A 22,132-nucleotide genomic window follows, 5' to 3' on the forward strand; every position below is an offset into this window, starting at 1 on the left:
TTCTCTTAGGACAAAAGATGAGACAGAATCAAAACTCCGCCCAAAACAACAGGACTTGCGAATAGGACGCCGTCGACTCGATCCAAGACGCCACCATGACCTGGCATGATTTTGCCGGAATCTTTCACATCCGCCACACGTTTCAGCAGAGATTCGAAGAAGTCTCCGAACTGGCCCACAAAGCCAGAGATCCCACCAAGAAGCAGGAAGACACCGACGCTGTTTTCCGGGAACAGGAACAACCAGCAGATCAGACCTGCCACGACAGAACCAATGATGCCACCGACAGAACCCTGCCAGGTTTTTTTAGGGGACACCGAAGGCATGACTTTGTTTTTGCCGAACAACACGCCAAATACATATGCCAAAGTGTCACCCGCAAACACCACGGCCAGCAGGAAGATAAACCAGTAAAGACCGTAAGCCTGATCCAGCAAACGGAAAGCAAACGAAGGCAAAAGACCCATATAGAACAGGCCCAGGGCGGACTTCGCCTGAACAGCAGCCATGTGTTCCAGATTGCCTTCTTTGTGAGAAGACAAAAGAACGGCGATAATCATTCCAATCACGGCCAAAGAATAAACAATAGATCCCAGGCTCAGGGAAGTGATCGAGGCAATGAATACCGCATAGGTTGCGATTCTGAACAATGTTTTAATCAGCTGGGATTTTTCACGCTGGAACAAAATGGCTGTCAGTTCCCAGTTGCCGATGACAACAATCAGACCCACCGCAATCTTAAGTCCCATCAGTCCCAACGAAACATAAAGTCCGATGATCAGAGCCAGGGCAATAAGTGCGGAAACAGATCTAGTTAGGAAGCTTTTCATGGTTGTTGTCATTGGATGAGACCTTGCCATAACGGCGTTGTCTCATCGCAAAAGCCTGAAGGGCTTCGTCGAGGTGAGACTCGGTGAAGTTGGGCCACAGTACTTCAGTGAAATAGAATTCAGAGTACGCAGCCTGCCACAGAAGGAAATTCGAAAGTCGCTGTTCACCACTGGTGCGGATGATCAGATCCGGATCCGGCGTCGGGAAAGTGCTCAAAGCAGAATTGATCATGGATTCGTCGATTTCCGCAGGGGACATTTCCCCGGCAGCGACTTTTTCCGCGATTTCACGCACCGCTTGAGTGATTTCCTGGCGAGAACCATAGCTCAAGGCAAAGACCAGATTCAGGCCTGTGCATTGAGATGTGGCTTCGATGGATTTTTCGATGGCATTGGCAACATCCAGAGGAACGCGGGAAAGGTCCCCGATCACCGAGAAGCGGATGTTTTCTTTGACCAGATTTTCAGTTTCGCGCTTCAGGTATCGGCGCAGGATCAGCATCAGCAGGCTGACTTCCGCCTCGGGACGGAACCAGTTTTCAGTGCTGAATGCGTAAAGAGTCAGGTTTTTAATCCCACGGCGTGAACACGCCGTGATGATCTTTTTTGCGACACGGGTGCCTTTGATATGCCCGAACGTGCGAGGACGGCGTTTGAGCTGAGCCCAACGACCGTTCCCGTCCATAATGATGGCAATATGCTTTGGCAAATCCATGAATCCTTCGAAAAACCCTGATTAGATAGTCAGGATTGATTTTTCTTTTTCGTCAGCAACCTGATCCACTTTTTTGATGAAATCGTCAGTTGCTTTTTGGATGTCTGCTTCGGCTTTTTTGCCTTCGTCTTCGCTGACAGCTTTGTCTTTTTGAAGTTTTTTAACTTCGTCATTTGCATCACGACGGGCCATGCGAACAGCCACGCGTGCTTCTTCAGCGATTTTCTTAACTTGTTTCGCCAGGTCTTTACGGCGCTCTTCAGTCAGGTCAGGAACTTTCAAGCGGATCACTTTACCGTCGTTCATTGGGGCCATGCCCAGTTCAGACTTGATGATGGCTTGTTCGATGTCTTTAAGGATAGCCACTTCCCAAGGTGCAATCAGGAAGGATTTTGCGTCCGGAGTGGAAATAGAAGCCACCTGGGACAAAGGGGATGGAGTTCCGTAATAGTTCACACGGATATTATCCAGCATAGAAACCTGAGCACGGCCTGTACGAACTTTTTTAAGTTCTTCAGACAAAGAGTTCAGAGTCTTTTCCATTTTTGCTTGAGCATTTTTTTTAACGTCTGCGATAGCCATAGCTGTCTCCTTATTAGTGTACCAGTGTGCCGATCGTTTCACCCTGAACGGCTCTCAGGATGTTGCCCGGTACAGTGAGGTCAAAGGTGATAATAGGAAGTTTATTGTCCATGCACATGCTGATCGCCGTGGAGTCCATTACCTGAAGTCCGCGGTTGAGCACGTCGATGTAGCTGATCTTGTCGAATTTTTTCGCGTCAGCGTGTTTAGCGGGGTCTTTGTCGTAGATCCCGTCCACTTTGGTTGCCTTCATGATCACCTGGGCATTGATCTCCATGGCGCGAAGGGAAGCTGCAGTGTCTGTAGTGAAGAATGGATTCCCGGTGCCTGCACCGAAAATCACCAGACGATTCTTTTCAAGATGACGAATCGCTCTGCGACGGATGTACGGTTCAGCGATTTCAGCCATTTCGATGGCGGTCTGAACACGGGTAGGAACGCCTTGCTTTTCCAAAGCGTCCTGAAGAGCCAGGGCATTGATACAGGTCGCAAGCATTCCCATATAGTCAGCACTTGCGCGATCCATGCCCTCAGCAGAGGCGGCAACACCACGATAGATATTGCCACCACCGATTACCAGGCCAATTTGAACGCCTGCTTTGTAAGCCGCTGCCACGTCCTGCGCGATCTGAGTGATCGTTGCAGTGTTGATACCAGTCCCTTGCTTTCCAGCAAGAGCTTCACCACTTAGTTTCAGCAAAATTCGCTTATAAACAGGCTCTTTCAAACTAGTGTCCTTTCATCTGAGCAGCAACTTCAGCTGCGAAGTCGTTGGATTTCTTTTCGATACCAGCGCCCAGTTCGAAGCGAACGAAACGTTTTACAGTTACGTCTGCGCCGATTTCTTTACCAACTGCTTTCGCAAGATCAGACACTTTCATGTCCGGGTTCTTAACGAATGGCTGATCAAGAAGGCAGTTTTCAGCAAGGAACTTGCGGATTTGACCTTCAACGATCTTTTCGATCATTTCTGGTTTTTTGCCGGACTCAAGATTTTTTGCAGTCAGGATTTCTTTCTCTTTGGAAACAACATCAGATGGGATTTGTTCGGAAGAGATCGCCATTGGGTTCATCGCAGCGATGTGCAATGCAACGTCTTGAGCGAAAGTTTTCAATGCAGGAGCGTTAGCAGCTTCTGGTTTGGAAACGGAAGCTTCAACCATAACACCGATTTTGCCTTCGCCGTGCAGGTAAGTGTGCACAAGGGAAGTTGCAGTTGCAGTGTATTTTTCCTGACGGCGAAGAACGATTTTTTCACCGATAGTAGCAGTTGCTTCAGTGAACAAATCACCCAGTTTTTTGGAAGAATCAGCAGCGTAAGCCTGAGCCAGAACATCACCTTCAAGGTTTGTTTTAGCCAAGTGGGAAACCACGTTAGCAGCCAAAGCTTTGAAGCCGTCGTTGCGAGCAACGAAGTCAGTCTCAGAGTTGATTTCGATAACAACACCAGTGTTGCCATGAAGTTCTGCGAAGACAGCGCCTTCAGCAGCAATACGGTCAGCTTTCTTGGCGGCAGCGCCAAGACCTTTTACGCGCAACCATTCAACAGCAGCATCGAAATCGCCAGAAGTCGCCTCAAGCGCCTTTTTGCAATCCATCATACCTGCGTTAGTTTTTTCTCTTAGCTCTTTAACAAGAGTAGCGGAAATAGACATTAGGAAGACTCCTTAACTTTAACACCCCAGATCTGCTGGAGCGAACATTTTAGAAAAGTATAAAAAATCCTTAAGTAGGATGCCCGCTTTCGCATTGAGTTTCCGCGGGGCCTGTCCGCCGTAGCCGAAAGGCGTAGGAGGAACAAAGAAAAGGGTGGCTAGGCCACCCTTTTTCGAACGATCTGCAGATTACTCTGCGGATTCGTCAGTAGCTGGGCCTTGTTCAAGCTCAGCTTGGATCTCAACTTCTTCTGCTGTACCAGCAGCAACAAGTTTGCGAGATTTAGTGGCTTTAACAACCGCTGGGCCTGCAGCTTTTTTAGGAGCTTCTTTTGCACCAGCTTTTGCGCCAGGACCACGTCTCTTAGGAGCTTCTTCTTTGCCTTCTGCTTTTGCTTCTTTAGCAACGTCAGATTGCTTGTCAGTCATAGTGCGAAGTTTGCCTTCCCACTCTTTAGCGCCTTCAAGGTAAGCATCAGCTACCAAGTTGGAGAACAACTTGATGGAGCGGATAGCATCGTCATTGCCTGGGATCGCGAATTCAACAGACTCTGGATCAGAGTTTGTATCAGCGATAGCAACAACCGGGATGCCCAAGCGTTTTGCTTCAGCAACTGCGATGTGCTCTTTTGGCAAATCAACTACGAACATAGCGGAAGGCATTTCCTTCATGTCGCGGATACCAGCCAGGAAATCAGTCAGGCGAAGGTATTCTTTTTCAAGCTTCGCGCGCTCTTTCTTAGTAAGGTAATTGAATTCGCCTTTTTCTTTCATGGTGTCGATTTTGCGAAGACGATCGATAGAAGATTTGATCGTTTCGAAGTTCGTCATCATGCCACCCAACCAACGCTTAGTAACATAGTACTGACCGCATTTTGCTGCAGCTTCTTGGATTGGTTCGATCGCTTGTTTTTTAGTACCAACGAAGATCAAACGACCACCGTTAGCAGCGACTTCTTTTACGAACTCAGCAGCTTTGTTTGCGCGTACAACAGTCTTTTGCAGGTCGATAATGTGAATACCGCCGCGAGCTGTGTATACATAAGGTTTCATCTTTGGGTTCCAACGCTGTGTTTGATGTCCGAAGTGGACTCCAGCGTCTAGCATTTCTTTCATGGTCACTTGTGCCATGGTAGTACTTCCTTTCTGGTTAATCGTCCTCGCAGGTAGAGCCAGCTTTTTTTTGTTTCGCCGGAAGACCCCCTTTTTCAGTACTTGGGGGACCAGTTGATGCCTGTGAGTGCTTATTGTTGGACTCTCGGGATATCACAGGGCGCCATTGACCGCAAGCAGTCTTTGGAGCTCTTTTCTGAGACGCTTTCGTTACAAAACGCCGACTTGATTAAGAGATATTTAGACGCACTGAGTAACGGCCGATAAGAAGGGGGTAATCTCCCAATTAATCTAGAACGTAAGCGGTGGGAAATGAACCAATCTAGGGGCGGTCGGAGCGATCCGGAAGCACAACGACAGGTGCAACGAATTTTCCTGGAGCAATCCCGGGACATCCACATTCGCGTAGATCGCGGTTTTTCAATTCTTCTTTTAATTCAATGGGTTGCAGCTATCGTCATGGGCATCGTACTAACCCCCTCGACGTGGCTTGGAAGCTTTTCCGGGGCGGTTGAAAACGCCTTCGTGGGGCTGATCTTTGGGGGGCTTTTCAGTCTGCCAGCGGTCTATTGCGTCTATGTCTGCCCCGGGGAAAAGTGGACCCGTTATGTGGTGGCTGTCTCGCAGATGTGTTTTTCGATCCTGTTTATCCATTTGTCGGGGGGCCGGATCGAAAGCCACTTCCATGTCTTTGTTTCACTGGCCGCCCTGGCCTTTTATAAGGATGTCGGGCTGTTGGGGGTGGCGTCTTTTATCGTGATCTCGGATCACATCCTGCGCGGGTGTATGCTGCCGATCTCGCTGTATGGGGTGGCTGAAAGCAACCAGTGGCGGTGGTTGGAACATGCTGCGTGGATCCTGATTGAAGACATTATTCTGATCATCGGTATTGAGCGCATTCGCGGTGAACTTTACGAAATGGCCTATTCCAAGTACCAACTTGTGCAGGCGCGCGAAGAAGCTCTGCAGTTATCCTCCATCAAATCCACATTCTTAAGCAATATGAGCCATGAAATCCGAACACCATTAAACAGCATTATCGGTTTTGCCGATATTCTGCGCGACACTTCGCTGGACAAGGATCAGACGGACTATGTCCGGACGATTCAGCGCTGTTCGGATTCACTTTTGCATATCATCAATGATGTTCTGGATATTTCAAAAATTGAAAACGGACTTTTGCAGATTGATAGGCACAAGTTTGACGTCAAAGAACTGCACACGGACATTCTTAAAATCTTCGAAGCCAAGTGCCAGGAAAAAAATCTGCAGCTTGAATTCGACATCGATGAAAGTATTCCGGCTTTTGCGATGGGGGATTCCCATCGCTTGCGCCAGATTCTGATGAACCTGGTTGGTAATGCGGTGAAGTTCACGGACAAGGGCCGTGTCTGCATCAGTCTGCAAAGACAGCCCGGTTCAGGTCATTATGCGTGGAAGGTGTCTGACACCGGTCGCGGCATTCGTCTGGAAAACATGTCGAAGCTTTTCCGCAGCTTCTCGCAGGAAGACGTCACGATTTCCCGCACTTATGGCGGCTCGGGGCTGGGGTTGATGATTTGTAAAAATCTGATCGAGATGATGGGCGGGGATATCAAGGTGGAAAGCACGCCGGGTGAGGGAACCACGTTCCTCTTCACCCTGCCGCTGGACGAGGCTTAAAGAGCAGCCTCGGTCATGGATTCGGATTCATCGGATACTGATGGCATGTCGCTCGCTTCAACTTTGAAGCCCAAAGAAGCCACAATCATTTCAGCCTGCAAAAGAGCGCCGACCAGATTTTTCTGCTCGTGCACAGTTGCGGAAGCAATCCACAGATTTTCAAGTTCAGGCATCGTCATGTTGGCGCTCAGTTTGATGTCGCCGTTGCCCGCGATGATCGGAGTCACGAAGATTCTTTCAAGCTTCACGTTGTCCAGAGCTTCCGGATAAGCACGTTTGATCTGACGTTTGATTTTCTTCAAAGCCGTACCCACAACTTCGCTGTCTTCAGTCACTTCCTGTTCGATGAAAGTCATCCACTGAGACGCTTGCAAAGGCGCGCCTTCGACTTCAACCGGAGCATGGAACTTGCCCACGCACGGACCGATTTCGTCCTGGGTGGTGCCGTTTAAAACGTGCATCGCGGTGGATTCAGTCACGGGTTTAGCGTGGCAGATATCCAGGCACAAAGCAGTCCAGTAAGTGTTTTTCGCAAGCTTCGTGCGGGCGCGCACCGAGATCGCGTCTTCCGGCAGAAGCAACGCCAGGTCTTTCACAGTGCCGGCAAAGATAAAGTTCTGAGCGTGCACAGTTTTGGAACCGTTAACCGTGATGTGAGTCACGCGCTCGCCTTCCTGGTGGAACTTGGTCACATAGGAACGAGGCAGGAAAGTGCCGTTGAACTTTTCAAACAGCATCTGGGTCCACTGATAAGGCTCTACCGCCAGATCCAGGCGTTTGCTGGAAGTGAAGTAGCTGAACTCTTCATAGAACGCCGGCGGGTTTTCACCAAAACCCAGGAAGGTTTTGAAGTTTCCGCTTTCGTAGGTCACGGGAGCTTCTTCCGAAGCTTCCGGTGCCACATTCACGTCAATCAGGCTTCCCAAAAAGCGCAGGGCTTTTTCAGAAAGCACAGAGTCCGGAACAAAGCGCAGACCGTTGTTCATCGGGCCGGTCGGGAAGTTGACCTTTTTGTTGGAACCAAAAGGAAGATCCGCCGCTTCGATCAGGGCGATGTTTTTTGTTTCGCGGCTAAGTGCCGCTGCGATGCTAAGTCCGGTAAGTCCGCTGCCAATAATTGCGTAATCGTAGATATGAGCCATGCAAATACCTTCCCTCATAAGGAAGCCGCTTTGCAAGCCTCAAACGGACGAATTATCTGCTAACGCATTTAATCAAAACGCGGAGAGCGGCTCTGACTGAGGGTTTCAGCCAGGAGTGCTTATCGAGTAAGCAAGCAATGTGAGGGGAGTACCTGTAGTAAACAGCGATAAACTTTCTGCCCCAGATGTGTGTTCGCAGTTGAGTGTCGCGGAAGGCGCGAAGCTGCATCACCTCAAAGGCGGCCGGGTTTTCAAAGGCCGAAGTTGCGATAAAGCAGCGAGGGCGTTCTTTGTCGGACATCTTCAGGAACTGTTTTACGATTTGCGGGTTCTTCGCGGTTTTCTGGAAGGATTCAGCCTTGCGGATGATGTCCGGATAAATCGGTGTGAACTGAATGAACATGGAAAGCTGTTTGGCAGCATTCATCATGCGATCCTGATACTTTTCATGGGTGTCGTAGATGCGCAGCAGATCCCAGTACACCGAAGCCACGACGGTCAGCTCGGTGGTGCGTGCACTTTCTTTGAAAGCTTCGGGTTTCAGCTTTTCACCTTTTTTGATGTCAAAGACGATGTCCAGAATCTTCAGATATTTTTCGTAGGAAATGGCGGCTTCAGAATAAAGCTTCTGACTCATGCACATGCGCGCTTTTTTGATCAGCATCACGCGGCTTTTCCAAAGTTGCAGACGGTGCTGCTCGCGCGCGCGTTCTTGTTGCATCAATACGCCGCCACTGCTGGTGGCGACCGTGCGCTTCAGATCCGAAATGCATCCTGCACAAACCTGTGGAGGCAAATTGCCTTCACCAGCGGCCTGAAGCTTACTGATAAGCTCCGGATCCACCGGGTGCAATTCGGTCACTTGTATTCCACATCGAGGGCATTGAATCATTTCATTGGTCCTTAACCTTCTATTTTAGGTAAGGCCTGCGACTAAAGCAAACTCATTGGATCAATATCGATTAATATTTTAACCCCTGAAGGAACCCAATCCTGGTCGCCCAAGAGCTGTCTTGAAAAGGGATTGGCAGCTGCAGGCTGCGTAGTTTTAATTAGAAGATGATATCGGAATTGGCCTCGCAGTTTCGACAGCGGAGCTTCTGCCGGGCCCAAGACTTCAATCGAGCCATATTGCGGGAATTGGGTTTTTAAAGCCTGTGCTCTTCTGGCCAATAGTCTCGCGGTTTCTTCAACCTGTCCCAGTTTAGTTCCTTGAATGCGGAAGCTGACCAGACGGCCCATGGGTGGGTAATTCAGTGCGGAGCGGATTTCCAGTTCATGCGTGGCAAAGCCTTCAAAGTCATGGTTCTTTGCAAACGTGATGCTGTCATGTTCCGTGTTGAAGGTCTGAATGATCACAAGCCCCGGGCTTTCGCCGTCTTTGACGTGCCGGCCGCTGCGGCCGCTCATCTGTGTGATCAGTTGGAAACTTCTTTCGGTGGCGCGGAAATCAGGCAGATTGAAGCCCACATCCGCCAGCACCAATCCCACCAGTTTCAGCTTCGGGAAATCCAAACCTTTGGCGATCATCTGGGTGCCGACCAGAATGTCGATATCCCCGGATTCCATGTTGGCAATCAGGTCTTCCAGATCGGCCCGGCTTTGAATTTCATCGCGGTCTGCGCGGGCGATCTTTTTGCCCGGGAACAGGCGGGTCAAATCCGTTTCCAAAAGTTCGGTGCCAAGACCGATGGCTTCCAGTTGTCCCTCTTTGCAGTCCGGACATTTGGTTTTGAAATTTTCGTGATAGTCGCAGTAATGGCAAATCAGATGCGAGTGCGCATGCAGGGTCAGTGAAATATCACAGTTCGGACATTCACGGGTGTGACCACAGGCAGGACACACCACCATCTGGGCAATCCCGCGACGATTCAGGAACAAAGCGGCCTGATCACCGCGGTCCAGCACCTGATGCATTCGTTCATATAAATCGGGGCTTAGCCAGAATGGCAGATGCGAATATTTAGTGATGGCCTTTTGTTTTTCCTCGTCATCGGATTTCAATTTTCTTAAATCAATGACTTCAATATCCGGCAAAGCACGATTGGCCACGCGGCGGGTTAGGCGGTGCAGGTGATACTTTCCTTCGACCGCATTTTTCCAGGTTTCAAGGCTTGGTGTTGCGGATCCCAGCACCACTGGGCAGTTCATCTGTTTACCCAGCATGACGGCGGCATCGCGGCCGTTGTATTTTAATTTTTCATCCTGCTTGAAGCTGGGCTCGTGCTCTTCGTCGACGATGATCAGACCCAGATTGTCGATCGGACAGAACAAGGCGGAACGAGCGCCGATCAGAATGGATTTTCGTCCCTCGACAATGTCCCACCATTGGTTGGTGCGTTCGCGATCTGTCAGTTGTGAATGCAAAGCCGCGATCTTGTCGCCGAATCGGCGTGCAAAACGCTGAATCAGCTGGGGTGTCAGGGAAATTTCGGGCACCAGCACGATGCCGCGTTTGCCTTCGGAAAGAACCTTGTCCAAAAGACGCAGGTACACTTCAGTTTTACCAGAGCCCGTCACACCAAACAGTAAGTGGGTCGAAAAGCTGGAAAACTTCGCAATGCTTTCAAAGCACGTTTGCTGTTCGTCTGTTAGGTTTAGAGCCGAGTCTGCTTCCAGTTGCGGAATGACCGGCGGCCTTTTGGAAGCGCGCTGCTTTTCTGTTTTTCGCAGTGGCGGAAAAGCCGATTGCACAACCTGACCCACGGGATGCAGATAATACTGCGCCAGCCATTCCAGCCATTTCACATAGGGCTCTGGCAGGGGGGCGTATTCTTCCACAATGCTATCCACAGCCTTGACTTCAAAGTCGGGAACTTCCTGGGTCGGCCCCAGAATCAGGCCATGGACTTTTCGTCCACCGCGGCCCAAGGGCACAGTGACCAGCTGGCCTCTTTGCAGGGGCAGGTCTGAACTGTAAGTTAATGCCTCAGGAAGAGGAGCGTCGGCCGCAACTTTCCAAAGTTGCGTCGAACTCATCTAAACCTCGTGTAGAACTCCGTGATAACGTCTTTCGTTGCCAAAGAGTTGATGCCATCCCATTTCAGGTTCGTATCCAAAGAAGAAGGTTGGAACAGGGCCACGGCTGTTTGTGGGCGAGCCGAAGCGCTGATCAGACGGATGGTCACAGTGTTGTTGCCCCAGCGAATGGTGCGGGAGCGCGGATAAGAAAGGTTTCGGGCGAAGTTGTTATAGTTGTTCGCGCTCATCTCGACCTGGCTTGGCAGGCGCAGCTTGCGCACCACGAATTCATCCTGCTGGATCCAGATGCCCGGGGAACCTGCTTCCTGATCTACCGGGGTTGCCACACCCAGAGCGTAGTTTACGACTCCACCCGTGCGCGAAAAACGCACCCAGTTTTCTGGTTCGTGTTTGATGTCCGCGGCATTTTTCGCAAGAGGTTTTTTATTGAAAGCGCCCGCTGGAACAATTTTGAAATGCGCCAACGTGTTGGCGAAGATTTCAGGATTGCGCATGTTCAGGAATTTTTCCAAAAACTCTTCCGGCAGCTTTTCGCTTTTGCGGTTGCCGCCGGTCATGCTCCATTTTTGTCCGCCGTTATAGACAAACTGCAGACGGAAAGAGTTTTGCAGGTCCTTGCCGCCAGTCACCGTCAGGCGCAGTGTGCGGTCGCTGTCGACCAGCCAGGTTTCTTTCACCAAAGTCGTTTCTTCACCATTGGAAAACTGCACTTCCTGTTCGATGGCGTAAATACCAGAGCCTGCGTTTTCGCTGGTTTTTTGCAGGATCGTGCGAGTCGGAAGAATGTACGCTGTCGCCAAAGCGGGCAGCAGCAAAGTGGAAAGGGCGGCGGAGAAAATCATTTTCTTCATCGGGAACTCCTTACTTCAGTTTTTCGGCCAGGCTGAGGATGTAGGACTTCAATTCCTGATTCAGCTCCGGACTTTGCAGGGCCAGTTCGATATTGGCCTGCAGGTAACCCAGCTTGTCGCCGGCATCAAAACGTTGAGCAGTGAAAGTCATGGCGTTCAGGCCGTGCTGGGCGCAAAGAACCTTCATGCTGTCGGTCAGCTGGATTTCGCCATTCAGGGTTGGTTTTGCATTTTGCAGAATATCCATGATCGCATTGTCGAAAACATAACGACCCGGAAGAGCCCAGCGGCTGCTGGTTTCATTGGCTTTGGGTTTTTCCACCAAAGAAGTCACTTTGAAAAAGCCCGTGGATTTTTCCTCGATTTCAGCAATGCCGTACTTGGAAACGTCCTTGTCTTCCACTTTCATCACAGAAATGGTGGAAGTCCCGGTTTCTTCAAAAGAGCTGACCAGTTGGGATGTCACATTCGGTTCACCGTGAAAGCCCATGGTGATTTCATCGCCCAGCAAAACCGCAAACGGTTCTTTACCCACAATCGGAAGACCGCAAAGCACTGCGTGCCCCAGGCCCATGGCTTGTTTCTGGCGGATGCTGATGATGTTGGCGGAATCACGGATGCGGGTCACACGCTCAAGCAGTTTTTCTTTGCCGTCTTTAGCCAGCTTGTCTTCAAGCTCGTAAGAAGTATCAAAGAAATCCTCGATGGCGTGTTTGCCACGGCCGGCGATCAGGATGATGTCCTCGATCCCGGCTTTCACCGCTTCTTCCACCACATACAGAATGATCGGAGCGTCCACGATGGTCAGCATTTCTTTCGGGACAGTCTTGGTGGCAGGCAGGAAACGGGTTCCGAGGCCGGCAGCGGGAATAATGGCTTTTTTAACTCTTGGCATAGACTATAAAATCTCAAACGTTTCATTCTAAGACAAGCCTTAACGAGGCCTGTCTCAATATGAAAAAGACTGCTGTTTTTCGCCAATATGCCGAAAAGAGATATGATAGTCTAGGTACAGGGGAGTATTCCATGAAAGTGCGTTTTAAAAAGGCGACCTGGCGTGCAGCGGGCGGCATCTTTGCCTCCTTCGTGCTGATCGTGTCGTTCCAGAACTGCGGAAAGGCCGGATTTGATTCCGACCTGGGCAGTGAGGTGGAAGCCGGCCTGACAGATGCTGAACTTTCCGCGAAATACGGCTCCACAACCGGAGCCAAAGTATCCGCCATTCCATTTGCTTTCGATGCAGGGTTTGACACGATCACGTACAACTCCTGTGCGGACACCCATTTGCGCAACAATCCGGCTTTCTTTTCCATTAAGGCCGGCGCTTACAGCACGGGTGGCGTCAAGCTGACGAATGAATTCTTTGATTACGCTGACACGAACTTTAATCCCGTATATCCAGCCACCGAGCTGACTGAAAACCAATACAAGGAATACCTGTCAGATTCCCCGGCCAATAACGGTGCGGTGGCGACAATGGCCATTCGTGTGAAAAACAGTCTGACCGATGTTTACACGGCTACGAACAAACTGACTTTGTGGACGGATGTGATTCCACTGGTGGCGCCGTTGACGGATTCCCTGGTGATGGATTCTTTCGCGCAGAAAAACACGACGGCGAACTATTTCCCGTTTTCACCTGAATCCCGCGTGATGGAAGCTCAGATGAATTTCAATTCAAGTGAATCACTGGCGAACGAATACCGCAGTACTTTCATGACGGCGGCGATTTTAAGTCTGACTTTCATGCCGAACAACGGCGAACTTTATGAGGTTCGTGCGCCAGCGGCAACCGCGCCGGTGAAAACGGCGTATGGTAAAGGTTATTCCATGGTGTTTACGCCAGCTCCGGTAAGTGGTGCGGCGGTGAACAACCCGAACAATATTCTTTCAAGCATTACTGAATATGATTTGCAGAATCCGACGACGGTGACCAAGAACTGGAACTGTGGTCGCCGTTATGCGGTGATCAGAACTCAGGATGCGTCTTCTCTTTGTCCGGCGCAGTCTTACAGTGATATCTCTGGCAATGCGACTTACCGCTCTGAATTGGCGGTGATGCGCCGTCATCTGCGTTCAGATCAGTGGGATGTGAATGTGGCTTTGAAGTGTGTGGTTCCGAAGGGCGGGGTTTCCTGTTACAAGGAAGAATCCATCAATGGTGCCGCCGTTACCGAATATGATCTGACGAAAGAATGCTTCCGCGAAAACGGAAGCTATTCCACCACAGTTCCCAACAGCCGTTGCATGCATTGGGTGACCGTTTGCACGCGTGACTAGTTTGCAGCTACGCGCGCTTCCAACATCGCTTCCATGTGCGATGGATAAGATTTGATGTACTTGATAGGGTCGACCATTCGGCCCTTTTTCTTTACCGCAAAGTGCAGATGCGGACGGGTGCAGTAACCTGTGCAACCCACTTCACCGATTCTTTCCCCGGCCGAAACTCTCAAACCCTGACGGATTCTTTTATCAATGCGATGAAGGTGATTATAGGCCGTCTCCATCCCGTTGGAGTGCAGCAGGATGATATAGTTCCCGGCGGCGTGATTACGTCCGTAACGAACCACCGTGCCCTTGCGGGGGGCATACACCGGTTCGCCCACGGGAAGCTCAAAGTCGATCCCCAGGTGCGGTTGCAGGCGTTTGGTGATTGGGTGAACGCGGTTGGGTTTAAAGCGGCTGGCAATTTTCAGGTAATCCACCGGCGCATAGAACGGCTTGTTTTCAAGCAGGTCGCCAGCGGCAAAAAACACGCCGCCACCTTTGTTATTACGAACAAACTTTTTCTGAACTGGACGGCCATTGATATCCAGTGAAGTCTGCAAAACCTCTCCGTATTTTACGAACTGACCCTGTTCGAACTTTCTTTCCACCACCAGCCAGAAATCAGCGCCGCGGCTGACGGCTCGCGGGGCAATATCAAAGGCATAGGCATCCATAAATCGAGTTGCCACCCAGTTGCTGTTGATTTTGGAAAGGATGCTTCCCAGCAGGGATCCATACACTTTGCCTTCCACGCGGGTGTGGCTGATTTTGTACTGCGGATCGTAAGCAAAAGCCTGAACCTTGCCGGATTTTTTGACGATGCGAAAAGCATCCGAAGTTTGAGAATCAAACATGCGCAGCTCGGTTTCGCCCTTCACCTGACGAACCAGATAGCGTGTGTCGAGAGTAAGGAACAGGTTGCGAAGCTTGCTGTTTGAGCCTACAACTGTTTCACGTTCACTCTGAGAAAAGCCATGCTGGCGCAGAATTGAAATCAGATTGTCGCCAAGACGAACAGGTTTTGCGGTAAATGTGCTGGCTCCGGCCTGGGCCGATTGATAGGATGTGAATGCCAAAAGAAATGCACTCACTAGTGTTACGAGGTGAAGATTCATGATGCCCCATCCTTTGAGCTTGTTAAAAAAACTTTCTGTTTTTTTCTGCTTTTATCTTATCGTGAACGTGGCCCATGCCCAAGTTTATAATTCCTCGACATCCGCAGCCACAGGCGGAACTGGACGTGCGACGGTGGAACCTGGTGATGTGTCATTCATGAATCCGGGTACTATGGTGCACTTAAAAGGCCGTCACTTCTTTTCTTCATTCGCAGAAAATCAGTTCGCCGCCAGTTTGAGCGATAACACAAAAGACAGCGCGATGCCGGCGGCTTTTGCCTTCGTGAAAAAGACTTCTGATGTATCGCTTGGTAAATTGGAAGAAAGTGATATGGCTTTGACTCTGGCGGAATTCGCGACTGAAAAGTGGGCGATGGGTGTGACGGGTCACTATCGTGAACAAAAGCTTCCAAACACCTCATACCGTCAGACCAATGCGGATATCGGCTTTATCTACACACCTCGCCCGAATATCGGTGTGGCCTTGGTGGGTTACAATCTTTTCGGAGAAGACAAGGATGCGCCGGAAGAGCTTCGTCGTAAAACCTCGGCCGGGGCGGGATTTAACTATATCCATAATCGCATGGTCCGAATCCGCCTGGATGCCACGACCGAATCTGAAGTTATGGGGGGCCTGGAAACTTATATGAATAATTTTTTGGTCAGCCGCCTGGGGTACTATAACGACACCAACGACAATAGGGAGCTTCTGACGGCTGGATTGGGCTTTAATGGCCCTAGATTCGCTTTGAACTATGCCTATGAAGGAAATCCCAAGGAGTCTGGGGATTACAGGCATTCAGTTGACTTGGGGATTCCGTTTTGATAACTAACTCATTCCGTTAAAAACCTAGGGGATAAAATGGCTTCAAAAACAAAAAAGACTGAATATATTCGCGAAAGAAAAAAAGCGACTAGCGGCAAAAAGCGTAAAGCTGCAAACCGCACTAAGGGCACTACAAAGTCTGCAAAGACTCTTTTCAAAGACTAATTGTCTTCTGAATTAAAGCACTTAGCTCAAAGCCCCTGGAGACGTCCAAGGGCTTTTTTTTATGCTTAAAACGCTCCGGGAAGGGGCTGAAACGAAAAAAGGGCTCCGTCTGGAGCCCTTTTGTTTTTTGGTCTGTTCTTATCTCTGACCAACGCTGCGTCGCAACATGCCGCCATCTTCCACCGCGCCCCCTTTGAGGTCCCAGCGGAATGGCAGTTCCACCCAGCCTTCCTGACCCGGATAGAAGCGCCATTTCTTCAGCGCCGTCAGGGTTTTGGAATCCAAGTTACGGAAGCCTGTCGACTTCATCATTTTAAACTGCTGAGGATAACCCTCTTTCGTGATGTAGGCATAGAAAGCTACTGCACCCTGGTCTCCGCGAAGACGCTCTTCGCGAGAATACTGCGGGCGTGGGTTGCCCGGCATCTGACGAAGTTGATCCAGACTGCGAACGCCCGTCGGAGTTCCCGCCAGTTGCGTGCCCTGACCTGGAGAACCTGCGTTTCCAGCCCCAGCACCTTTACCCATGCCTCGGCCATTGCCTTCGCCGCCAAGACCGGCTTTTTTACTGCGAGCTTCACGTTCAGCAGCTTCGCGAGCGGCCGCGGCCATCGCAGCAGCACGTTCGTTTGCTAAAGCCGAAGCAATCGCTTTGGAGTTTCTTTGGCGCAGATCTGCCTGCTGGGCCGCCAGTTGGTCGGCTTCAGCTTTGTTGTCTTCATCCAAAGCCGCCAGGGATTCATCCTGTTCGGAAGCAAGTGCTGCCGCCAGTGCATCCATCGACTTCTTCTCATTTTCAAGCGCAGCACCTTGGGCGCGGTCCACGTTTGCGAAGTCTTCATTGAAGTCTTCATTCATGCTGGAGGCCACGGCGTGTTTGGCCAGTTGGCCTTCATCCAGTTCTGGAGCTTCAATGTCATCAATCGTCATTGGAACGGCTTTGAACGCTGTTTTCGGAGCCACACTGCGACCGCCCTTGGCTGCCGCCACGGAAGGTTTAGTCGCCGATTTAGTGGCCTTTACTGGAACCGCTTTCGGAGCTTTCGCCACATTCTTGGCTTTGGCCTGGGCTTTGGGTTTGGCGATGACCACATCGCCCGGACTGCCGGCGTCTTCCAGTTTTTCAACGACCGGAGTATCAGCCGCAACCGGAGTTCCGCCTTGAGTCGGAGGCACTTTTGCTCCGCGCGGAGTGATCAAGCGCTGAGGAACGTCTTCGATTTCAATCGTGATGGTTTCAGTTTTTACCTGTTCAACCAAGGGCACCGTGACCATCATCGCCAGCAGCAGTGCGGCGGCGTGGACGGTGGCAGAGATCGTCAGGAAGCGGGAGGTTTTGCTTTGTTCCGGCTCGCGGTGGGCCATCAGGAAAGCATCAAAATCAATGGCCGTGTTATCGGCATTGGACTTCTTTGCTGGTGCAAAGTCAGCACTAGGCAGCTTGTAGTCGAACAGACTCAGCTGATCTTTTGACTTGTCATTATCGAGGTTAAAACCCATAGGCACTCCTGTAGCTATCCAAGAGTGCATTATCAATTCCCGGGCCATCCCTGTTATGGCTGGATTGCAGCTCGGGGGTGGTGGGTCTGTACTTATTTCAGGGATGTTAGGGCGATTGTCAGTCTTTATAGGGCCGCTGTTGCGACATTCTGGATATAAAAAAGCCCGCCAAGCATCGCCTGACGGGCTTTGGAAGTTTTAAACTTCAGAACGGAAATTCAGCAGACTAGTTGTTTTCTTCTTTCAAAGAACCAGCTGGAACTTCTTTAACTTTCACGGACTTGTTCAGGAAAGCGATTACTTTCTCTTCAGTCAGCATGTAAGTCAGGCGGGAAGCCTGCTCTGGACGACCATAGAATTCCTTGATGCGGGATTCTTCGATACCAGTTTGTTGAGCGTACTCAGCAAATTTAGCATCCAGGTCTTCTTTTTTGCAGAACAAGTCATGTTTCTTGGCAATAGCATCAACCAGGAAAGAAGACTGAATCATTTCAGCAGCCGTCTTTTCGAAGTCGCCATCCCATTTTTCAACGTAAGAAGCGAAGTCATCCGGACCCATGCCTTGTTCAGACATGCGTTTTTTGAAGTCTTCAACCAAAGATGCTTTTTGTTCTTTCATCAAAGATTGTGGAACTTCAACTGGATTTTCTTTCACCAAAGCTTTCAAAAGACGGTTTTTGAAGGCGTCTTCGATGCGTTTGGTTTCAGTTTGCTCAAGGTCTTCCTGGATGGATTTTTTCAAAGTCTCAAGGTCAGTTGGACCGCCCAGAGTCGCCAGGAATTCGTTAGTCAGTTCAGGCAAAACTTTTGCTTTGATCTGGTTCAAAGTCACTTTGAACTCCACTGGTTTACCAGCAAGCTCTGCAGAGTGGTATGGATCCGGGAATTTCAAAGACAAAGTTTTAGTTTCGCCTTTTTTCATTCCTACGATGCCGTCTTCGAAACCTTCGATGAATTGTTTCGCGCCCAGTTCAAGATGGTGATCTGTGCCGGAACCGTTTTCAAGAGGCTGACCGCCCATGAAACCTTCGAAGTTGATAACAGCGATATCGCTCATGGTTACAGCGCGGTCTTCAGCAACAACTTCGAAAGTTGCGCGGGAAGCGCGGATGTTTTCAAGAACCTGATCGATTTTCTTTGCATCGAATTCAGCTTTTTCTTTTTCAACTTCCAGGCCTTCGTATTTTTTCAAAGCGATCTCTGGACGAACATCGAATGCTGCAGAGAAAGAGAAGTCTTTGTTCTCTGTTGGATCTGCGAACTCGAATTCTGGGTAGCTGATTGGTTCAAGCTTGTGCTCGTTCAGTGCTTCAGCGTAGTGCTTCTGGATCAGATCCTGAACCACGTCTTGTTTTACACGGTCGCCGTAAAGGCTTTTTACAGTCGCCAAAGGAGCTTTACCTTTGCGGAAGCCTTTGATGGTCACTTCTTTTTGGATGCCATTGAAGATTTTTTGGAAAGCTGTTTGAACTGCCGCAGCCGGAACTTCGATGTTCAACTTTCTGGAAAGGTTGGAAACCTTTTCTACATTTGATTTCATGTCTATTTCTCCTAGATTACGCCAACGCGTTATAAACTGGTGGATACTAAAAGACGGACCGACTTTAGGCAACTGTAATGCCATGCGTAATGCCTATAAATCAGAGGTCAGCCACACTCTTAGAACCTATGAAGCAAGAGATTCACTTTGTGACCGGAAAAGGGGGCGTGGGGAAGTCGGTTTTAGCCGCAGCCCTGGCGCTTAAAAAGAGCCAAGAGGGTAAAAAGACCCTTCTGGTCGAACTTGGAGATCAGAGTTTCTTTAAGGATTTCTTTAATTTACCCCAAGTTGGATTTCAGCCAGTTTCAATCAGACCCAATCTTTCCTTAGCCTTGTGGACCGGCGAAGCCTGTTTGCAGGAATACGCCCGTCATTTCATCAAGGTGGAAAGCCTGGCGAAGCTGTTCTTCGAAAATGCAGTGATGAAGGCCTTCATTAATGTGGCTCCTGCCCTGCCGGAACTGGCGATCCTGGGAAAAGTCACCAGCGGTCCCCGCAAACACGGCCCTGCGCTGCCGTTTGATTGTATTGTGGTGGATGCGTTCGCCACGGGTCACTTTATTGCTTTGCTGGAAGCTCCAAAAGGCATGGCCGAGGCCGTGCAGTTTGGTCCCATGGGTGAACAAAGCCGCAGTATCGATGCGCATATTCGCAATCCTGAAATCTGCAAATACCACGTGGTCACCTTGCCGGAAGAGCTTCCGCTGAAAGAAGCTTCAGAGTTGATCGCTCGCTTGAAAAACGAATTTGGTGTCACGGCTGAACTGATCATGAACAAGATGATCGCGGCGCCGGTGTCAGAACAGACTTTGCAGGAAGTGCAGTCTGAAAATTCCGACCTTTCAAAATTTGCCGAGTATCTGGACGGTCATATTCGCCGTCAGAATCAAATGTGGGCGCAAGCTCAAGGGTTAAGCCCCGAGGTCACCCGTGTGCCGTTGTATTTTGAATCCAGCGCCTGGGCGCTGGTGGAAAAAACGGCGGAGGTGTTGAAGTGAGCCTGTTTAAAGACACCAAAGTTTTAGTCTGTGTCGGAAGTGGTGGCGTGGGTAAGACCACGATTGCGGCTTCCTTGGCCGTGCTTGCCGCCAAAGAGGGCAAGCGTGTGTTGGTACTGACTATCGATCCGGCGAAGCGCCTGGCGCAGACCCTGGGTATTGAAGGCACCAAAGACATCACCAAAGTTCCGGGGCAGAATTTCAAGGGCGAGCTGTATGCCTCGGTGATTGATCATAAAAAAACCTTTGATGATTTTGTCGCTCGCGCGGCGAAGAAAACAGAATCAGCTCAAAAGATCTTTAATAACAGCCTGTACAAGCAGCTTTCCACGAACTTAAGTGGTTCGCAGGAATTCACCGCTTTGGAAAAACTGTATTCCTGCTATGAATCCGGCCAGTTTGATCTGATCGTTCTGGATACGCCACCGACGAAGCATGCAATTGATTTCCTGAATGCCCCGCAAAAGCTTGCCGCACTTTTCAACGAAGGTGTGGCGAAATGGTTCCGCGATCCCGAAGGAAAAAAAGGCGGCTTCTTTGGTCACCTGCTTCAGACCGGTACGCGCCAGGTTCTGAAAGTTTTGGAATCTTTGACGGGGTCAAACTTCATCCGCGAACTGGGTGATTTCTTCGTCAATATCGAACAGTGGCAGGGGAAGCTTCAGGCTCGCACCATTGATGTGCATCGTATGCTGGTGGCACCGACCACTCAGTTTTGTCTGGTGACGGCCTTTGATCAGGCGAAACTGAAGGAAGCTGAATACTTCTCAAGAGAAATCAAAAAAGGCGGTTACCATCTGGGCACGGTGGTTTTAAATCGCGTCTTCCCGTACTGGCTGGACCTCCGTTCGGCTCAGGACCTTGGAAAAGGCCATGAAGACCTTGTGAAGTTGTATTCACAGATGAGGTCCTACTACAATCAGAGGGATCAATTGTATCAGCAGTTTGAGTCGGGCATGAAGAATCAGGCCCGCGTCTTCCGCATCCCTGATCTGGTGAAGGATATTTCCGATCTGGGGGGACTTGAAGAACTCAGCGCCCTGATTGTCGAAGGAGAAAAGAAAGCATGAGACTGATTTTGTCCACCGCGCTGGTTCTGCTTTCGGGATGTTCCTTGCTGGGGCAAAGAAGTCAGCCGGATGAAACTCAGGCGGTCCGCGCCACAGAGCTTGCTCAGATATCCAATGCGGAAAAAGTTTTAAATACGGGAAGCTTTGATCAGTCCTTGATTCTGTATAAGGAATTCCAGGGTCTGCATCCGCAGTCCACTTTTGTGCAGGCCGCCCGTTTGGGTGAAGCACAATCTTTGGCGGGACTTGAGCGCTGGCAGGAATCGTTGGATCTTTACCGTGATGTTGCAGTAAAAACCCGCAACTATCAGCCCGAGATTGCCGCGCAGGCCTTGTATCAAATGTCCTTTGCCTATGAGGCACAAGGCGATGATCTGCGCACAGTTTCATCTTTGTTGGATGCAAAGAAACTGGGTCAGTATTTGCCACTTGAAACTGCGGCCGCCGAAATTCCTGCTCGCCTGGCTATCGTTTATGGACGTCAGGATCGTGAAGACGATGCCGTGGCTTACTTGAATGAAGCTGAGCGCGGAATTGAAAAAGTTCAGACCGAAAAAGGCACCGAGCTTCCCAAAGACTGGCAGGCAAAAACTTATGTGCAAATGGGCGGGGTTTCCACTAACCAGCTGGGTGTACAGAATTTTACAGCCTTCGTGCGCGGGCAGAAGCTGGTGCAGATTTATCTGTTCAGAGCCGTGCGCTTGAATGACGCCAACTGGTCGGTGCGCGCCAAAACACGCCTGCAGGAAACTTACCGAGATCTGTTCACCGTGGTGGAATCACAGCGCGAACAGCGCCGGTTGCAGTCTGCTTTGGGTGCCGAACTTTTGGGTTTGATTGATCAGGCTGAATTGTATCGTCCGCCGACGGGGCAAAAAATGAATTCTCACGAAACAGAATTCTTCACCTTCCTGGCTGACGTGCGCAAGAAAACCGAGAATATTGTATATACGAACGATGAAGTCATGGGACTGACCGAGGAATCCCAGCGACTGAACAGTCTGCGCAGGTCCGGACGAGTCAAAGCCGACTCGCTCTTGCCTGATGAAGAGAAAGCCACTATACCTCTTCCTCCCAAAGTGGTTCCCTCGGAAGATCCTAATCTGTAATTTCTGTCG

General features: G+C 50.1%; 21 protein-coding genes. 7 read left to right on the plus strand and 14 right to left on the minus strand.

The features are described 5' to 3' along the window. Nucleotides 1–5: 5 nt before the first annotated feature. The 6 genes from AC04MQ_RS03825 to rpsB form a co-directional block, all read right to left on the minus strand. On the minus strand, nucleotides 6–830 hold the full coding sequence (locus AC04MQ_RS03825; protein ID WP_015092740.1) for a phosphatidate cytidylyltransferase: 825 nt from the start codon (nucleotides 828–830) through the stop codon (nucleotides 6–8). Continuing rightward, a complete protein-coding gene (locus AC04MQ_RS03830; protein WP_015092739.1) occupies nucleotides 811–1,545 on the minus strand; it encodes an isoprenyl transferase in 735 nt (244 codons plus the stop codon). Before AC04MQ_RS03830 ends, AC04MQ_RS03825 begins: the two co-directional genes overlap by 20 nt. A 21-nt stretch (nucleotides 1,546–1,566) precedes the next feature. After that, nucleotides 1,567–2,127 (minus strand): ribosome recycling factor, encoded by a 561-nt coding sequence (gene frr / locus AC04MQ_RS03835; RefSeq protein ID WP_015092738.1) that lies wholly within the window; start codon nucleotides 2,125–2,127, stop codon nucleotides 1,567–1,569. Nucleotides 2,128–2,140: 13 nt separating this feature from the next. Continuing rightward, nucleotides 2,141–2,854, minus strand: a complete 714-nt coding sequence (gene pyrH / locus AC04MQ_RS03840) for a UMP kinase (protein WP_041578118.1) — start codon at nucleotides 2,852–2,854, stop codon at nucleotides 2,141–2,143. Nucleotide 2,855: 1 nt separating this feature from the next. Then, the gene (gene tsf / locus AC04MQ_RS03845; protein ID WP_041578116.1) at nucleotides 2,856–3,782 is read right to left on the minus strand and encodes a translation elongation factor Ts; all 927 of its coding nucleotides are present in this window, start codon (nucleotides 3,780–3,782) and stop codon (nucleotides 2,856–2,858) included. 189 nt (nucleotides 3,783–3,971) lie between these two features. Beyond that, nucleotides 3,972–4,913 (minus strand): 30S ribosomal protein S2, encoded by a 942-nt coding sequence (gene rpsB / locus AC04MQ_RS03850; protein ID WP_041578114.1) that lies wholly within the window; start codon nucleotides 4,911–4,913, stop codon nucleotides 3,972–3,974. A 294-nt stretch (nucleotides 4,914–5,207) separates the two neighbouring features. Between rpsB and AC04MQ_RS03855 the strand changes: the two genes are divergently transcribed. Beyond that, a complete protein-coding gene (locus AC04MQ_RS03855) occupies nucleotides 5,208–6,557 on the plus strand; it encodes a sensor histidine kinase (RefSeq protein ID WP_475391138.1) in 1,350 nt (449 codons plus the stop codon). Here AC04MQ_RS03855 and AC04MQ_RS03860 read toward each other — a convergent pair. The 5 genes from AC04MQ_RS03860 to galU all read right to left on the minus strand — a co-directional run bounded on the left by AC04MQ_RS03860 (nucleotide 6,554) and on the right by galU (nucleotide 12,427). Beyond that, the gene (locus AC04MQ_RS03860; protein ID WP_475391139.1) at nucleotides 6,554–7,699 is read right to left on the minus strand and encodes an NAD(P)-binding protein; all 1,146 of its coding nucleotides are present in this window, start codon (nucleotides 7,697–7,699) and stop codon (nucleotides 6,554–6,556) included. The genes AC04MQ_RS03855 and AC04MQ_RS03860 overlap by 4 nt on opposite strands. A gap of 52 nt (nucleotides 7,700–7,751) precedes the next feature. Further along, the gene (locus tag AC04MQ_RS03865; protein ID WP_144313881.1) at nucleotides 7,752–8,561 is read right to left on the minus strand and encodes a CFI-box-CTERM domain-containing protein; all 810 of its coding nucleotides are present in this window, start codon (nucleotides 8,559–8,561) and stop codon (nucleotides 7,752–7,754) included. Between the two features lie 71 nt (nucleotides 8,562–8,632). After that, nucleotides 8,633–10,678, minus strand: coding sequence for a replication restart helicase PriA (priA, locus tag AC04MQ_RS03870; RefSeq protein WP_011166080.1), 2,046 nt, complete (start codon nucleotides 10,676–10,678; stop codon nucleotides 8,633–8,635). Next, nucleotides 10,675–11,532, minus strand: coding sequence for a hypothetical protein (locus tag AC04MQ_RS03875; protein WP_475391140.1), 858 nt, complete (start codon nucleotides 11,530–11,532; stop codon nucleotides 10,675–10,677). The genes priA and AC04MQ_RS03875 overlap by 4 nt, the downstream gene beginning before the upstream one ends. 10 nt (nucleotides 11,533–11,542) lie before the next feature. Then, nucleotides 11,543–12,427: a UTP--glucose-1-phosphate uridylyltransferase GalU gene (gene galU / locus AC04MQ_RS03880; RefSeq protein WP_015092729.1), complete on the minus strand. Its 885-nt coding sequence runs from the start codon at nucleotides 12,425–12,427 to the stop codon at nucleotides 11,543–11,545. Between the two features lie 131 nt (nucleotides 12,428–12,558). On the opposite strand from galU, the gene AC04MQ_RS03885 reads away from it, so the two are divergent. After that, entirely contained in the window at nucleotides 12,559–13,812 is a 1,254-nt protein-coding gene (locus tag AC04MQ_RS03885) for a hypothetical protein (RefSeq protein ID WP_015092728.1), read from the plus strand. Here the strand turns inward: AC04MQ_RS03885 and AC04MQ_RS03890 are convergent. After that, nucleotides 13,809–14,915 (minus strand): M23 family metallopeptidase, encoded by a 1,107-nt coding sequence (locus AC04MQ_RS03890; RefSeq protein ID WP_041578106.1) that lies wholly within the window; start codon nucleotides 14,913–14,915, stop codon nucleotides 13,809–13,811. The genes AC04MQ_RS03885 and AC04MQ_RS03890 overlap by 4 nt on opposite strands. 61 nt (nucleotides 14,916–14,976) lie before the next feature. On the opposite strand from AC04MQ_RS03890, the gene AC04MQ_RS03895 reads away from it, so the two are divergent. Both AC04MQ_RS03895 and AC04MQ_RS03900 read left to right on the plus strand, forming a co-directional pair. Continuing rightward, the gene (locus AC04MQ_RS03895) at nucleotides 14,977–15,741 is read left to right on the plus strand and encodes a PorV/PorQ family protein (protein ID WP_475391143.1); all 765 of its coding nucleotides are present in this window, start codon (nucleotides 14,977–14,979) and stop codon (nucleotides 15,739–15,741) included. Nucleotides 15,742–15,777: 36 nt separating this feature from the next. After that, the gene (locus AC04MQ_RS03900) at nucleotides 15,778–15,906 is read left to right on the plus strand and encodes a hypothetical protein (RefSeq protein WP_011166074.1); all 129 of its coding nucleotides are present in this window, start codon (nucleotides 15,778–15,780) and stop codon (nucleotides 15,904–15,906) included. A gap of 138 nt (nucleotides 15,907–16,044) precedes the next feature. Here AC04MQ_RS03900 and AC04MQ_RS03905 read toward each other — a convergent pair whose 3' ends face one another. Both AC04MQ_RS03905 and tig read right to left on the minus strand, forming a co-directional pair. Beyond that, a complete protein-coding gene (locus tag AC04MQ_RS03905) occupies nucleotides 16,045–17,406 on the minus strand; it encodes an energy transducer TonB (RefSeq protein ID WP_475391145.1) in 1,362 nt (453 codons plus the stop codon). Between the two features lie 226 nt (nucleotides 17,407–17,632). Beyond that, a complete protein-coding gene (gene tig / locus AC04MQ_RS03910; RefSeq protein ID WP_015092724.1) occupies nucleotides 17,633–18,946 on the minus strand; it encodes a trigger factor in 1,314 nt (437 codons plus the stop codon). 128 nt (nucleotides 18,947–19,074) lie between these two features. Here tig and AC04MQ_RS03915 point away from each other — a divergent pair, with 128 nt between their 5' ends. Genes AC04MQ_RS03915 through AC04MQ_RS03925 form a run of 3 tightly spaced genes read left to right on the plus strand, consistent with a single transcriptional unit; the run spans nucleotide 19,075 to nucleotide 22,123 of the window. After that, nucleotides 19,075–19,944, plus strand: a complete 870-nt coding sequence (locus tag AC04MQ_RS03915; RefSeq protein ID WP_475391147.1) for an ArsA family ATPase — start codon at nucleotides 19,075–19,077, stop codon at nucleotides 19,942–19,944. Continuing rightward, nucleotides 19,941–21,014, plus strand: coding sequence for an ArsA family ATPase (locus tag AC04MQ_RS03920; RefSeq protein ID WP_475391149.1), 1,074 nt, complete (start codon nucleotides 19,941–19,943; stop codon nucleotides 21,012–21,014). The genes AC04MQ_RS03915 and AC04MQ_RS03920 overlap by 4 nt, the downstream gene beginning before the upstream one ends. Further along, entirely contained in the window at nucleotides 21,011–22,123 is a 1,113-nt protein-coding gene (locus AC04MQ_RS03925; RefSeq protein WP_015092721.1) for a tetratricopeptide repeat protein, read from the plus strand. The genes AC04MQ_RS03920 and AC04MQ_RS03925 overlap by 4 nt, the downstream gene beginning before the upstream one ends. Nucleotides 22,124–22,132: the final 9 nt, after the last annotated feature.

The organism is Bdellovibrio sp. MYbb2, assembly GCF_056175685.1.